Origin of the sequence: Legionella nautarum (genome assembly GCF_001467895.1) — a bacterium.
Classification (GTDB): Bacteria; Pseudomonadota; Gammaproteobacteria; order Legionellales; family Legionellaceae; genus Tatlockia; species Tatlockia nautarum.
This window is the reverse complement of sequence record NZ_LNYO01000024.1, coordinates 377,760-394,070: the sequence shown is the minus strand read 5'-3', so window position 1 is coordinate 394,070 and position 16,311 is coordinate 377,760. Positions and strand designations below refer to the sequence as shown.

The following is a 16,311-nucleotide window of genomic DNA, read 5'->3' as shown; positions in this document are numbered from 1 at the left end:
TCTATAGGAAGAGAGGGGGGGCTAATCCTCCATTGCCATGAAGAGATAAATGCGGTTCTTTAGCGGTTACTTGCGAGGGGGGAGAAGAACAGATGTCTTCAACATTCCCATTGATAAATAAACCTAGTGACCTTTTGGAACCTTCGGGATAACAGGCTTTTATTGAACTAGTGCTTTCCATGTTATCGCCATCATGGGCAGATTCCGTCATTACTGCAGGCGGAGGGTTTCCTTCAGAAGGAAGATTGACATTTTCAGCTAATATTTCAAATCTAAGCTGGCTATTATCATCGACAAGAGATACATCCACAGTAACAGGGTCAATATAACTTTCTTGATAGGTTTTTTCACCTTCCATTAGGGCAGCAATTTTTTGCCAAAGAAGAACGCCAGTATAGATAACGGCGGCAACGAGGATAACAGGGATAATAATCCAAGATAAAAGTATAGATGCGGTTAAGAGAAGCAGGCTTTGTAACCAATGCGTTGCGATCCAAGTAAGGATAAGGGATGAGAGAGGTGTTGGTATTGGCGGCGGCGGTACTTCGATTGGAAATACAGGCTTGAGTGCTTGCAAATCCTGTTGGAGCTTTTCGGGTGACAAGCTAAATTTTGCTTTCAGTCCCTGAATTTTTTGAGCCTGCCTTGCCTCCCTGTTCTCACGATTACCTTGATATTCATTGAGTGCTTCTACAGCCTGGCTGACGCTATCTGGGAGCTTGTCTGCTGCTGGATTTAACCAAGCTTTTAGCTGACTAAAATTGGCATTAGGCGGCAATTCTTTTAAAAACTTGAAAAAGACAGGATGGGCAAGGAGATGAATAAGATGGAAAAGAGATTTAAAATCAGACTGGTAAAATGCCGTGAAAAACTCAGGATCCAATAGTGAAAATCGGTTCAAAATCTCTTTGAATGTCGGGTCTTTAACTAATAGCTGAATCAAACCATATTGACTGGCTAGTTTGAAAAGCGGGATCAAAGTTTTGCTATCAAGTAACTCTTTTAGAGAGGGGGCATTTTCAAACGATTTGATAATAGTGACTATCCCTTCGAGTGCTGTTCCTGCTTCATTATTTAAGAGTTGCATCGCTTCTTTGATACTTGGATGCTCCAAAATAGGTAGCAGTTTATCCAGGATTAAAGTCCAAATCGCCTCCTTAGAATGGAGATGTTTGGGGATTGCTGTCAAGAAATCTTGCAAAGCGGGTTCAAGCTCCTGCAAGATTTTCATCAATTGCAGCTGCTTTGCTTCGTCATCGGGTATCAATATTTTAATCTGATCCTGCAGCAGCTTCATGATTTTGGGCAGCGCATAAAATTTGATTAAGGCGTAAATACCTACCTTACCCCCCACATTGACTAAACCCTTTTTAGCAATGCCAGCCAGAAAAGAAGAATTATCCTCCGATGAAAAAATATCTTCAGCGAGACTTGGAAGAGTTAATTCTTGCCAGCGTTTTTCTAGAAGTAGTGTTTTAGTTTTTGCTACATATTCTTTGACATAATTCAATGCTTTTTGTTTTGAGAAAAGTCCTTCTGCGACCTGAGGGATTTCTTCAAGAAGCTCGAGGCAGTTTGCTTCAATGGTATCAAGCATTGGGATGAGCTCCGGAATATTAACCAGCTCAAGTTCAGTCACTAACTGACCGATAATCGTTTGAATTCCGCCTTGGTCATTACCATATTGATCCAGGACTCCTAGAACTTGTTCGACTTTGGTGAGGTTCGTATTAATCGATTGATGGCCAAGAGTTTCCCATCCCATAGCAAGCAATTCACTGATTGCAAGCAACTGTTTGATTTTTACCTCATTCATCCCCTCAAAAGCTTCTAGTTTCTGCAAGGGAACCAAAGGTTCTACGGGCTGGTAATGACTAAATTTTTCATCGGGAAGCCAGCGCTCCACAATCTGACTGTATTCATGGGACAAATACTCGAGGAAGCGCTGCTTTAGTTCTTCATTAGGTTGTTCATGGATTTTGAGTAATTCAAAATAATGGCTTTCTGTTTTTCTGTTGAAATCCCTAAGGGTTTTCATAAATTCGACTGTTTCAACAAGAGAATAGTCTCGGCCATGTTGACGGCTTAAGATTCGATCGGCTTTTTCCCTAAGATCAAGTAGATACCAGGTAGCTAAACAACGGCTATCTTCCAGAAAACGAGTTCGCGCCCGTTCTTGTTGAGCTTTAAGGCCAATTTGTTGCTGAAAAATCTTGAAAGTAGCAGCAATTTCTTCAGTAGGTGCTGTTTTGACTAAACCTAGTAGTTGCACGTCAATAATTGAGCAAAATTGTCCTAGCTGACCATTACGCCCACAACGTCCGATGATTTGGATTAATTGTTCTTCAGTCAAATGAGTACATAAGTTAATTACCAGGAGACCATGTTCATGAGCTGAGTCAAAATCAGCGCCGCGAGATTCACATTTTGTTGAAATACTGATTCTATTTTCTTCACCCGCCGTAACAATAAATCGTTCTTCCTCGTGCGGATCCGAACTGTAGCCATAATAACTCTGTGTACTCCATGGATACTCATCAGAATTCAAGTCCTGATAAAGATCAGAGGCAGCCTGGGCTGATTCACAGATGAGTAAGATGGGCTGGTTTTGTCGCTGCTCTCTCGATAGCCTGATGAGCTCAAGGGCCGCTTGCTTTTGGTCATTCCAACCTTCAGCGGCCACAATACCCAAATCTTGGCAGCGATCAGGATGGAAACTGGGATAATAAGCGGCTCTAATACCATATAAATTATGAAATTCACCAAGTTGATCAGGCATACCCGGCGTTGCGGTTAGACCAATAAATTCACCCTCTGCCCGTATTAGATCGGCTAGATTTTTAGGGGTCATGCTAATAATTGTTTCTGTGTCAGGTAAAACACTAAAAGCGGTGGACTCTTCATCCGACAGAGCGGTATTTTTTTCAGTATGCAAAAGAGGCTGTGCCCCTGCACCAAAACTTGCTCCTGGTTCAGCTCGGCTCGTATGCGGTAAATAGGGGGCGCCATAGAGTTTTTTATGGCCCTGCTCTTCTTTCTCGACCACCATATAGTCGATGTTTTCTTCCAACTGGACGGCGAGTCTTGCCGAATCGAAAAGGGTTTCAAGCAAAGAATCAGGAATCCGTTTGATAAACGCAGTGAGTGGTTTGTCGGGATTTTTTGATAGACAATACACACGGAAATTGTGTATATCGTCTCTATTCGAGCAGTTATTGTCTAAAAAAAGTTCTTTTTCTTGTACAAATTCTAGCAAATAGCTATACACTTTTGACCAGTTTTTAGTATCAAGTAAGATGGGTTCCAAGGTTGCCGCTAAGCGAAAGGGAACCGTCGAGATGAGGCTTGCATCAATTTCATCCCAGATAAGATCCCTGTTTTTGGGCAGGCGTTTCTTTTGAATAGCCATACTGATAAAAAATAATGAAAGCCCGTAAGGAGTGGAATAATTGATTCCATTGGCCACATAGTCAGAGTAGGGGCTATGCGCTTCAATAATACGTTCACCACAACGAATACCGAGATAGTGGTAAAAATCCTTAAAATTTACAATACCATCGCGCCCCAGCTTCTCATTTTCAGTGGGAACAAGGGCTGTTCTCCCTGCGGCAACGCGTAAAGCAGCATGCAGCGCAGCAATAATACTTTTCCCAGCACCTGTTTTCAGCTCCTGAACCAATTGACCTTCCTCACTAAGGCTATGAATAAGGGGGAGAAGTTGGGTTGAGCGGGGAAATTTTTTACAGGTTCTTTTAAGAACAACACAGCAAACAGCGAGCAGAGCAAGTTGATTTTCTTTTTTGTTTTCGCCGCGACTGATTCTTTCCTGAAGTGCTTTGAAAACAACTGGAAAATGACGATTTTTGAGTTGATGAACAGTATAGGAACAACTTATTCCATTCATGATCTCAACATAGACAGGTTGGTTTTCAATATAGTCCATCACCTTTTTGTAATCACGTTTTAGGCGTTTCCGTTCAGACTGCGTAAGAAATTTAGGTGGTTTGTCATCCCAGGAGTTGTACCTAATTTCTTTTATTTTTTGCTTAAGATCATTTGCATCATAGCGATAACTGGGCAGGTCCTCCTGATAAATCTCTTCCTCTAGTGCGTCGATAGCTGCGGTTACAGAGCGTGATTCCAGAATATCTTTAAGCGTTGATAGAGGAATTTGATAATGCTTATAAAGACAGATTAAAGTCTGTAAATAATTTTCTGGGATTGGTATTAAAAGCTCAAGTAGTTGAGAGGGAGATTGATTTTGCTGCTTGCAAATCGCAGAGCAAAGAAACAGGATAGATGAACATTTCTTTTCTTCAAGACTTAAGAGGGTACCGATGAAGCGATTATCGTCAGTGTGCTCCTTTTCCCTAAGAGAATATTCAATAATAGTCAATACACTAGGTGCATCATTGGTTTTTTTAATGAGTTCTGTTGCTTTTTTTAATAAGGATGCAGAGGGCTCGTACTGAATATGTTCGTGAAAAAAGGCATACACCTTTTTATCGTGCATCAGTTCTAATAGTGTTTTCAGGGTTTCGCTATCGTCCTCTAAGGTCTGATACAGACCAAAGAGCAGCGGTAAAGACGTTTCATCAATCGGCACACTAAGACAATAATCCAGGATGAGCTCAAGCCCTTTATCCAAGGTGGTGCAATAGGGTAATAATTTAGGATTTGCTGCTAGGCCATGCAAAAAAAGAGTGAAGGGTTTTAAATGCTCAGGTTGATTCTCGAGTTTTTCTTTAGCTAACCTAAGTAAGGAAATAGCCGCTTTGAGATCAGGATTTTCCTTGAGTATGACTTGAAGCTCTGTAAAAAATTGGACATCAATTGTTTTCAGCTGGCGTATACTCTCAACTAAGACGAGATGATCCAACAAATTTTCGAGAAAAAGCGTGATACCAAAATGAGGAACTAGAATTTTAAACAATTGTAGGCAGATCTCATATTTCTGCTTATCCTCAGCAAAAAAATTGGCTAGCAGTGACTCGGCAAGGACAGTTTCAGCCTGAGCAGTATGCAGTGTTTTTCTTGATGTTGTTAACCTCACATGGCGCAGAAGAATTGGTAGACAGCTCTTGAGCTCTGCTTGGTGAGCCAGAAGAAACTTTTTAAGCGCTTTTCGCTCAAATTTATGAGCAAGAATCTCGGGTATGGGGAGGCTAGTTGGCAAGTCGAGGGATAAGTTATTTTCTTGCCAGAGTGCCCATAAGGTCATAGTCCCTTTTTGCGCATTGGTTTTAACCATATAAAGCCTTTGCAAAAAATGACTGATGAGTAAAATTGGGTCGACATCCACCGTTTTCGCATAAGGATGTTGTTGCAGAAAATGGTGGCATCGACGAATGAAATCGATTTCTTCAGGATGAGGGTTATAATTGAGTCCTGTAAACGCTGAGACGTAGTAAGCCCAAATCAGTTCGTAGATTTTCTGTTCATTGGGATTGGAGTATTGACTGGGATAAAGATTCCGATAAAAATCAAGCTGTTCTCGAAAAGCTTCTTTGCCTAGGTAGCGGAATACTTCGGTCTTTAAGGAAGGAGAGGAGGGATTGAAGGCACGAATAGCAGCCGTTAATTCCCTTAAAGAAACCGCATAACTGTTTCTGCCTGCGCCCATTGAGCCTGCTTTGAGCTCCATTTCTTTGCAAACCAGATGAAAGCCATTGTAGTCAATGGCATAAGGCACATCAGTCCAGGCTAGAGAAATAGCCTCTAATTCCGCAATTTGCTCCCACAGAGAATGTGTTTCTATAGTATGATCTATAAGATTTTCTAGACAGACTAAAAGCGTATCTAGTTTTCTCAGTGGTGCTAGCTTAAGACCATCCTTGCTAATCAAATGGGTTAAAAAAAGATTAAGTAGCTGCCGTTGTTGGTTTGCATTCCCCTCACAATAGATTAGAAACTTCGCAGCCACTCTATGCCAGAATTCCTCTAGCTCTTTTAGACCACTGGAATTAATAGCCATATAATTTTTAGCCGCAAACACTAAAACAGCCTGAGCAAATCTTTCGAACAAAGGCCAGTCTTGTTCTGAGTTGGAAACTGGCGTACGTTGTGCCAGGCTAAGAAAACAACTTTTATTGGTTTCCTCGATGGTGGTTTGATTATGCGTCAAGTGACCGCCATGATGATTATGGCTGGCATAGATTACTTCTGCTTCTGCTTTTTTGAAAAAATCAACGAGAGAAAATACGGTTGGTGCGAAGCTAAAATAGATTTTAGAAAAATGGTTTAATAAGCATTTTTGATCAAGATAAACAAGATAATTTAAAAATAAAGCAAATCTTTTTTGTCCAACAGAAATCAAAAGCTGAAAAAGAATGCGAATATTATCTAGATTATGGGTATCAAAATTTCCAAATAATTTGTTAACAATGTCAATATATTCTGGGAAAGTTAATTTGATTAGGGCAAAAAAATCTGCTTCTTTCTCTGCAATATAATCCGGGTTTGAAAATCTGTTTGGCGCAGGTACACCGTTCTTTGCAGTGATCCAGTCTGTTAGCTGTTCCGAGCTAAGCCAGTATTTGTTCGGTGCTATAGGTTTTGCTTCCTTAAGACCTGCGATAAGAGGGGCATAATCAGTCAGTTTAGAAGCGAGTATTTGTCCGCTCTCGTCAATATAATAAAGTGTCTTGGCCCTTTCCAGAAAGACATAACTGTTTTTATAGTTTTGAATGTTGGTAGGCAGTTTAGGCAGACGATAAAGCTCGTAGCGATTAGGCGTAAAAATTTTTAGTAAAGAGTTTAGATAAGAAGATTGTAATTCATCAAAACTGAGCAAATTAGGGCTAAAATGACTCTGATAACCACAATCCTCTCGATTAGCTAACAAAGCTAGTTTAGAAGTCTCAATGGGTAGTGTCGAGAGTGGCACCTGGGTTGTTGATATATTATCCCAACCTTGCATTAAGCTTTTTTGTAAAACACGAGAATAACCTTTATGGCGGCAAGCTGGATTTATACCATCCGCGAAATCATTAAAATGATCATAGATGTCTCTTATAAGAAAGTCTTCAAGACTTTCACAAGAATAACCTGGTAAAGGGACCATTTTGTGCTGCCCCGCATGATACATGGGGGTAGTTGATGCTATTTTGGCTATGTTACCAACTAGTTTCGCTGCCTGGCCAAGGGATACATTGGTACCCTCTGCCGCAACGAGGCTTACCATTTCTGGTGAAATTGTATAAGCGAGCCCAAGTATTTTTGCAATATGATCAGCAAGAAATCCGGTGGGGATATCCAACATTTTCCTAAAAATAGCCGCTTGAGAATAATTGGAGCGGTACCAAGAAGTATAATACACCTCTTGCTGTAGTTGCTCTTCAAGGGTTCGACTCCTTAAATCCTCTTCCGCAAACATTTGTAAACTTAAAGCGAAAATTGAAATTGGAACTGGTGGTGTGTAAAAAGGGAAATCGACTTGCTCATTGAGTTGATGTTGTCTTTGCTGGGTAATACTTTGCTGTTTTGCTAGGTCCTGATTTTGTTTCAGTGCTTGAGATTGCTGCAGTTCCTGTCGCATTTCCTGCTTGAGCTCTAGATTGTATTTAAAAGTTAGACCAACAACCTGGGATTTTAAAGATCCTTTATCCAAGCGTTTCGACTGGCGAATAGCTTCGCTAGATGCTCCTCCATAGATATAACCGCAGACCTCCTCTTCAGCTTTAACCTCTTTAACCTTCGGGCAAATTTCAGCCTGCTCAAGCCAGTCTGAAGTGAGGTTCCCATCCTGATTTTGCTCGAGATAATAACCTATAGTCGCAAAGAATGCAGAGCTACTTAAGTAGTAACCTGCGTTATTTGCCAAAGGACTAAAATCATCTGTATGTGGATAAGTTGGTGCTAAAGAAAGAAGAGTTTCTCTTGGATTAAGGGATTTTAGATCCTTGGTGAGTAAAATGAGGTGAAAAAATTTCTTGCACTGCAGGCGATGCAAACTTGCGGCAATAGCACTAAAAATTCGCTCTCTTTCTTCAAGGGCTTCATAAGCTTTTCCTTGTAGAAGAATGATTATTTCTGCATGGGATTTGAAGGGAGTACTGTTATAGCATTCAAAGGAGTCCAATAATTCCGTAATCGGGTCTTGAGAAGTAAAAACCAGCACTAGGCAGTTTTTTCTGGGTTGTGGTTTAGTACTCAGTGTCTTGCAGATGTTATCCCAACTGCAAATATCATAGTAGGTATGAGCCTCATAGGATGAATTAAAGCAAGGTAGAGTGGCCAAGGGGGTGACGAGATCAGCATTTTCCTTTTCATCCCCTGGTTTAATGCTTGTGTAATAAGAGGCAACAAGAATGTCTGTCTCTGAACTGTGTGCATCTATTTGAGGTCTAAACCTATTGAATAATGCTTTTCCAAATTGGTAACCATAGCCAGAAATGAGCTGCAGATAGGTTTCTGAGTCCCTTAGCAAATAATCATCCTCTTTACTGTAATGTGCCGGGGGAGATTGGTCATTGGTCTGTAAAAAAACTTCACTGAAATTAAAGGAAATCCTATAACCCTTATTAACCAGTGCATGAATGACTTGAATAAATAAAGAAACCCTACCTATTGAACCTACAATAGAAATTTTTTTTAATTTTTCGAGGGAAATTTTAAGGGTTTTTGATTTCTTACTCTGAGCTGGAAATTTCTCTTCAATCTCATTGACTTGCTTATTAAAAAAAGCATGATTGATATATTCGTCTCCAAGTGCATCAATGTAGGGATTTAGTAGAGGTGCAATTTCGAGTGCCTGATCGACTTGCTCATTAGATAAGATTTCCCATTGATAAAGGTCTTGAGTAGAGGATAATAAGCCTCTTTTCTTACGAAAGCTAAAATATCTGGTCATTATCATACTGATAAAAAAAGCTACGGCGCATTCTATTATATGAGCAGATGTTGTTCAATAAGAACTGTTTGTTAAATTTGGCGTCAAACAGATCGCGTGTATTGATACTCAATTGTACATAAGCCTCAGTACTTGGGTTTCCTCCCTCTTGAACATTAGAGCATAACTGCTAGACTCGAACTGATTATAATGTTTAGGGAAGATATCTAATGGACAAGGATAAAACTCAAAAATACACCACAACCGATGCAGGAATAGCTGTACCTAGTGATGAACACTCCTTAACTGTTGGACCCAATGGTCCGATCCTTCTACATGATCATTATCTGATCGAGCAGATGGCAAATTTTAATCGTGAAAGAATTCCCGAACGTCAACCCCATGCAAAGGGCGGTGGCGCTTTTGGTCAGTTCGAAGTAACAGAAGATCTTAGCAAGTATACCAAAGCAGCTTTGTTCCAACGGGGAGTGAAGACGGAAGTCGTAGTTCGTTTTTCAACGGTTGCTGGTGAGCGCGGAAGCCCGGACACTTGGCGTGATCCACGTGGGTTTGCTCTGAAATTCTACAGCAGCGAAGGTAATTTTGATATGGTTGGGAATAATACGCCTGTTTTCTTTGTGCGTGATCCAATGAAATTTCAGCATTTTATCCGTTCTCAAAAACGTCGCGCTAATAATAATCTGCGTGATCATGATATGCAGTGGGATTTCTGGACCCTTTCTCCAGAATCGGCTCATCAAGTAGCCTGGTTAATGGGTGATCGTGGTATTCCGAAAAATTGGCGTCACATGGATGGTTTTTCAAGCCATACTTACATGTGGGTGAATGCTCAGAATGAGAAGTTTTGGGTAAAATATCATTTTAAGACCAACCAGGGAATTGAATTCCTGACCCAGGAAGAGGCTGATAAGTTGGCAGGTTCAGACGCTGACTATCATACACGCGATCTTTATGAAGCGATTGAGCAGGGTAACTATCCGAGCTGGACGCTGTATATGCAGATTATGCCGTTCAAAGAAGCGGAGACTTACCGTTATAACCCCTTTGATCTCACAAAGGTATGGCCACATGCTGACTATCCCCTGGTCAAAGTAGGTCAACTTACTTTGAACCGAAACCCAACAGATTATCACACTGAAATTGAACAACTTGCCTTTGAACCTAATAATATGGTGCCCGGCACTGGCATCAGCCCCGACAAGATGCTCCTTGGCAGAGTGTTCGCCTACGCCGACGCTCATCGTGCCAGATTGGGTGTAAATTACAAGCAGATACCCGTTAATAAACCAAAATGCCCTGTTTTCAGCTACAGCAAAGAGGGTGCAATGCGTGTCGAAAATGTTTCTGATCCTGTTTATGCCCCTAACTCCAAAGGAGGGCCTAAGGCCGATAGTTCAAGAAATCCGGAAGTCGCAACCTGGGAGGCACAGGGAGAGTTTGTACGTGCGGCCTATACCCTCCGTAAAGATGATGATGACTTTGGACAAGCCAATATACTTGTGCGCAAGGTGATGGACGATGAAGCGCGTAACAGGTTAGTGAATAATGTAGTCGGTCATCTGAAAAAGGGTGTAAGCCAACCTGTGCTTGAGAGAGCATTCAAATACTGGAAAAACATCGACCAGCAGATTGGCGAACGCATCGAAAATGGGGTTAAAAAAGGTGGATAGATAAATTGCTGTCTTGAGCATGAATTCTCAAGCTTCGAGACTTGATGCGTTTCCACTATGTTGCTGTGATCTCAGTCATCTTTGTTGTCAGCCCTCCTGCGGAGGAGGGGATGACAGCAAAGCCGGAAGACACTTATTAAGCTCGATTAAAGATCTTGTTCAATTATCATAGGGATATTATTTTCCTTTATGCTTTTAGATTTTTCTTTCTTTGGTGGAGTAAAAAAGGCACTTTCTCCTTGCATCTCCGTACTCATTAAAGTTGAATTTAATTTTTCCCGAATAAACCGTCTAGCAAAACGGCTTAATCCCGATTCGGTGCTGCGAGTTACAACTTTAAGTTCTTTAGTAAAATTAATAAAATCTTGCCTTTTTTGCTTATCATCAGAGCAGCTTGTCGATAAGTAAGCTTTATTTATGCCGCCTTGCCATAAATCCAAACCAAGTTCATGGTGCTTTGCCAGGCTTGTTGCAGTAACAAGAATGGGAATTTTATCTTGTTTATTAAATTCGGTTAGAAAGGTTTGAATTTGTTCTGTGGTGGAGGAGGTAGTATCCAATACAAAAACCTGAGGATGAACACCCTCTTTTAAAAGATTAGCGAGTACCTGCAGAGCAGTATTCGCTTCTACCCCGTCTTTATTAACGCAAGGATTATTATCAGCATAATAAACTAAAGGTTTTTGTAATTTATCTATCGTTGTTTCATTAATATAAGTAAGAGAACATTCATTAATAATTTTTATCCCGTTTTTAAGGATCTCTTTCAGATTTGCTTGTAGAACAGGAAAGTTGTCAATAAGTTTGGAGTTGACTGATAATTCATGGGCAATTTCATCAAAGCATTGAGCCATTAAAGCTTCTATATTTAGTTCTTTTCCCTGAATTCTATGTGCATAAATAACAGGAATAATAGGTTTAAAGCAAATTTGCCCAGCCAAATAATTCAGTGGTGGGAGGCTCGTATCTTCAGCTAATTTTTGATGCATAATCTTAAAAGAATTTCTCTTAAACATATCTTCAATCATGTCGCATCGAATAAATTGATTTACGTCTAAGGCTTTATTCCAGGTTATTGCAATTTCAAAATAATTAAATATATCGCAGCCATAAGGCGTCGCGATAGTCTCTTTTGAGTTAAAAACCTTTCTGGCAGCATACAGTGGAGCAAAGAGGGCGCTCATTCCGGCGGGCGAATAATAATTTTTTTTGGTAAATTCATTATCGCTGTCCTCATCACTTGTATCCTCTGTGATAAGTGGATTTTTCTTCACCAGATAATTCACAACCAAATCTTGCGTTTCACATAAATTTCTTATTAGATATTCAAGATCATTGCTTTCTAAAATAGCCGGTAATTTAGTATTAGAATTTATAACTTTTAAATAAATCAACATGATATCAGAATAAAGGCTATTAAATTCCTCATCTGATTTATGTTTTTCAGAGCGACCGGGGGCTGCATTCTCAATAGCTTCAATTAACCAAAGGTCCTGCTCATCATTTAAAGAATACAGGTCGTCATCATCATTAAAATTATTTTTAAGGAAATAATTGATTTTATCTTTGTCTACAGCAATTGATTTATTGCCACTTTTATCATAGATAATAATGGTGCTGTCGATTTCATTAAAGTAATAATATTTATTGATTGCCCCTTTCTCTATTCTAACTTTATTTGGTCTATCGATATCTTTTTTTGATAAAAAAATCTTAGGTTTTTTGTCCACTTCTTTCAATACTGAAATGACATCATTCCTTGTAACAACTTTTGAAAATTCTTTTCTTTTGTAGAGGTTTAAAAGATATTTATGAGCCTCTGCACAAAGTTCTCCCCCAATAAATTTTCTCTCTAATTCATTTTGGGTTTTATTAAACTGTAGCTCGTTAAGTGCTGCATTTGTTGCTTTAATTCCCTCGATAACACAAGCTATCCATTCTTGATTGGGTGTGAGACCTAGGGATAATCTAACCCCAGTTTCGATCTCTGTTAAGGTAGGTGTTAAGAAACCAAAACTTTGTCTTCTTTCAATGAGGGGAGAAAGCTTTTTTGCCTTTAATTGCAAATTAATTTGAGCGATCATTAAATGAGTAACAAATTCAGGATAACCCTTTGGAGTTTCGTGATCATCTCGACTTAATTCTACCTTTCCTAAACCCTCCATATTTACGGCCGGGAAGGTTATTATGAGGCAGGGATATTTGGCTTTCAGTTGCTCTCTATTCACATTAAGCCAGTCAAATTTTTCACAAGCTAATTGATTTACTAAAATTTCAACCATTTTATTTTTGTGGACTAATACTCTGTCTCTTAATTCATTGAAGGCTCTATTATTTCTTTTTTTAGGGGTATAACTAGTATTGAACCTGCTTCTTCTGGATGTAAAGGAAATAATTCTATCTACCCGTGAAGCATTTGCCCCCACACTATAAGAGTCGCCATCTTCTGATAACATGTCACTAACATTTTCACCAAAGCGGTTTAGCTCGTATTTTAAATTATATTTGATGCCGGTTTTGACTGCGATTGCCGCAAGTATTGCTCTTAGCTCTTGATTGTTAAATTTTTTACCCTCTAGTATTTTGGAGATAATTTTTCTCTTATCTTCAATGGAAGGAGCTATTATTACTAATTTTCCTTCAATATTAGCTAGGAGTTGTTGGCTCTCATCGACGGCTATTAAAATTTCACTTTTATCATATTTTTTCTTACTTACTTCGGATAATTTGCAGCCTGTTATTTTTTTACCATGCGTATGTGTTTTGTGATAAAAATGAGCCTCTTGGGATCGGCGATAGAAACGTTCTCTAGCCGGAAGGCTAGATGCAATTTGGATAGCTTTTGTTTTGATTGGACCACGCAAGGGTGAAAGAGTATTATTTAGCTGTAACTCTTCGATAAAAATGAGATCAACTTCTCGACTAAAGTATTGTTGCATTTTCAGTAGATTATTATTGTATCTTTGAATCTGTTCTTGTAATAGAGCATCATTTCCAACGGCTGCCTGATCAATACTACTCCAGGTTTTACAGAGGTCTTTGAAATCTTTTAAAATCCCAATATATCCAAGCCTCATAGCCTCTAAAACTATTTTTTGTTTTATAGAGGTTAGCTCATCCTGTTCACTTAGTTCACAACAAAAATTTTCTACAGTACCATCTAAGCAATTCAATTGAACAACTATTTTATTATCCACTAAACGATAATAAAAAATATCTTTCGTTTTTTCTGGTGTATCTTCTTTAATCTCATAAATCGAAATAAAATGAGACATATCTTTCAGTGTTAATTTCTCCAAAATTATTTTCAATTCATCCTGGATGTCGTCGATGTTTTTCAAAAAGGGGTCTCAGCTAAATATCTATAAAATTTTAATAATAACGCACAAAAATTAAAAGAATATTAAGAGCAATTGATTAGTAGAATAACCTTAAGAATCCAATACGGCTGCATCTTTTCAGCTAAAAAAGCGACCATTATATCAATGGTACAGAAGTAACAAATCAGATTAGAGCATTTAATCTTCAAAAGTGGTTAGAGCTACCTATTATTGCGCTTAATGGACATGCCTGTGATCCCGAGAAAAAAAGAAATTAGTTTATGCGGGTATCAAGAACTATTCACTAAGCCTTGCAGCAATTGATTTTTAACAAGGGCTGAGTTTAGTTTGCCGTTCCATTATTTTCTGAGGATGGTTGTTTATTAATGAGTTGCTTAAAAGTCCCTTCACAGACTGGTTTTGCTCCTCTTGTTTCAAAATAGCTCAAGGGGGTAAGAAGTGCGATATCAATATTTAATGCAGGGCACAAGGTTACCCAGTCTGCATAACATTGTTCATCAAATTCATTAACACCATAGCCACCCTCTGCGTTCCCCAGTTTGCAATAAGCGATGGATGCCATGGCATTGATAAGTTTTGGTCCAGGATCCCTAAAAGTAAAGGATTCGTTGCCTGGCTTGTGAAACATATAAGTAGTTCCACAGAAGAGGAGTGCGGTTTTTAAACCCTCTTGATAGCGCTGAGCAAATTCCGGGTAATTAATATCTTCTTGGGGAATACGTGTATCGGTTTGCGTTATTCGACCTTGGGCAAAGTCTTGGTAAAACCAAATTAATCGTCTTATGGCAATGGCTGTATTTAGATTTATTTTTCCTGGCGTTAAAGCACTTTCATGTCCCTCTAAAAAATCGGTATCGTAACTCTGATTTTGCGCTAAATGAAAAGCATCAAATAGTCGATCAGCTGAGGTTTGAGTCAAGCCTAAATTCGTTTGATAATTCAATTTAACTCGGTTTTGTAGCGTAAGGTCTAATATGTTTTTCCAGTGTTCTAAATCTGTCCTAGGTGCATTCGTAGAGATGGAGTTACCGCTCATGCTAGTCACGTTGGACGAATCTCCGCTGCTTTCTTTGAGGATCATAGCAAGAATATGCGCCCATCGATAGGCCGTGTTATCGTTAAAATAAATATGATGAGCATTGGCAATTTGTTGATAAATAAGAAAGTGCTGGAATATTAGCAGCCTCAGATGAGGGTGTACCGCTTTACAGGCACTATCGTTTTCTTCATTCATGACTTCAACGATATGCTGAGTAAAAAGTTCAATTTGGGCTTTAGTAGGTAAACCAGTAAGATCAGGCAGCCAACCTCCATCGATTGGATCGTGCGATTTCGACAAATGGAGATGATCCGCTAGCGAAGGCGGCGCATTTTCTTCTAAATTCGGGGAGCTAAATGCTAATAATGGGGCTAAAAAAAGAATTCTCAGTAATTTAATATATTGCTTTTTCATATTACAACTTCACATTAATTCGTCATTATTTCTCCTCCTTGAAAGCGGGTTCGTCCTGAATTAAACCTGGGGTAAATGAGTTCATTTTAAGAGCACTTCGATAAATACTCACGGTATTTGTTCATTATAGACGCAGAATTGGTAAATTTCTTGGAATCAGGACTCTGAGCTTATTGAAGGAATAATCAGATCACGATATTGTTTGTAATAAAAAAAGCCTTTTGACATAAAATTTGCGTTAGGACATCACTTAAAAGGAGGAAAGTTCATGGGTTTATATGACAGCCTATTAGTTCACTGTAAATGTGGCAACGAAATTGAACTTCAAAGTGAAGCGGGTTATTGTGAGATGTACTTATATAGCCTAGAAGAATGTCCTTTAGAAATCCTAATTGATTTAGAAAAAGAAGAACATTACTGCGAACGATGTAATAAAGGGTTTTTTATTAAAGTACAACATTCTGCCCATTTGCTTTGGAATTAGGTACTAGCGCATCGGGATCAGCTGTTTATTTAGATGAACGATAACATAGCCTCGAGAATGTCCTCCGGGATCGGGGAAGGCCCGGCCTGTTGTAAAAGATGGCAGATTTTGATCTTTTAAAGCAAATTGAAAGGAGTATAAAAAATACCAACCGTTTAATATTGATAGCTATTGAAGCCATGTAGGCTTGACGTGGTCAACCAAATTGTTACACCCCAGTTAAGCAACTTTCATTAAAAAATCATTTTGTTTTTCAAATTGATTTGGGCTTAAATATCCTAAATAAGAATGCAATCTGTGGCTGTTATAGAACATAATAATGTAATTCAAAATGTCCTGTTGAGCTTCCCATCGAGTTTGATAGTTCTGCCATTGAATTCGCTCTTGCTTTAAACTTCCAAAGAAGCTTTCAATAACACTATTATCCCAGCAATCTCCTTTTTTACTCATACTGCCAATATAACCTTTATTCATTAATAACTTACGGTATTGGTAACTTGCGTATTGAGTTC

The 16,311-nt window shown here is 39.0% G+C and carries 6 protein-coding genes; 2 read left to right on the top strand and 4 right to left on the bottom strand.

Annotated elements, in window-relative coordinates:
- Position 1: 1 nt before the first annotated feature.
- Positions 2-8,851 carry a helicase-related protein gene (locus Lnau_RS13520; RefSeq protein ID WP_058505663.1) on the bottom strand — a complete coding sequence of 2,950 codons (8,850 nt, stop codon included), beginning with the start codon at positions 8,849-8,851 and terminating at the stop codon, positions 2-4.
- A gap of 209 nt (positions 8,852-9,060) precedes the next feature.
- On the opposite strand from Lnau_RS13520, the gene Lnau_RS13515 reads away from it, so the two are divergent.
- Positions 9,061-10,521 (top strand): catalase, encoded by a 1,461-nt coding sequence (locus Lnau_RS13515; RefSeq protein WP_058505662.1) that lies wholly within the window; start codon positions 9,061-9,063, stop codon positions 10,519-10,521.
- Positions 10,522-10,667: 146 nt separating this feature from the next.
- Here Lnau_RS13515 and Lnau_RS13510 read toward each other — a convergent pair whose 3' ends face one another.
- Together Lnau_RS13510 and Lnau_RS13505 are read right to left on the bottom strand one after the other, a co-directional pair.
- The gene (locus tag Lnau_RS13510) at positions 10,668-13,718 is read right to left on the bottom strand and encodes a hypothetical protein (protein ID WP_157070662.1); all 3,051 of its coding nucleotides are present in this window, start codon (positions 13,716-13,718) and stop codon (positions 10,668-10,670) included.
- Between the two features lie 466 nt (positions 13,719-14,184).
- Positions 14,185-15,315 carry a G protein-coupled receptor family protein gene (locus Lnau_RS13505; protein ID WP_058505660.1) on the bottom strand — a complete coding sequence of 377 codons (1,131 nt, stop codon included), beginning with the start codon at positions 15,313-15,315 and terminating at the stop codon, positions 14,185-14,187.
- Between the two features lie 268 nt (positions 15,316-15,583).
- On the opposite strand from Lnau_RS13505, the gene Lnau_RS13500 reads away from it, so the two are divergent.
- Complete coding sequence (locus tag Lnau_RS13500) at positions 15,584-15,799, top strand: hypothetical protein (RefSeq protein ID WP_058505659.1); 216 nt, start codon at positions 15,584-15,586, stop codon at positions 15,797-15,799.
- Positions 15,800-16,018: 219 nt separating this feature from the next.
- Here the strand turns inward: Lnau_RS13500 and Lnau_RS16815 are convergent.
- On the bottom strand, positions 16,019-16,311 hold a 293-nt coding region (locus tag Lnau_RS16815), incomplete at its 5' end, for an IS3 family transposase (protein WP_238585980.1).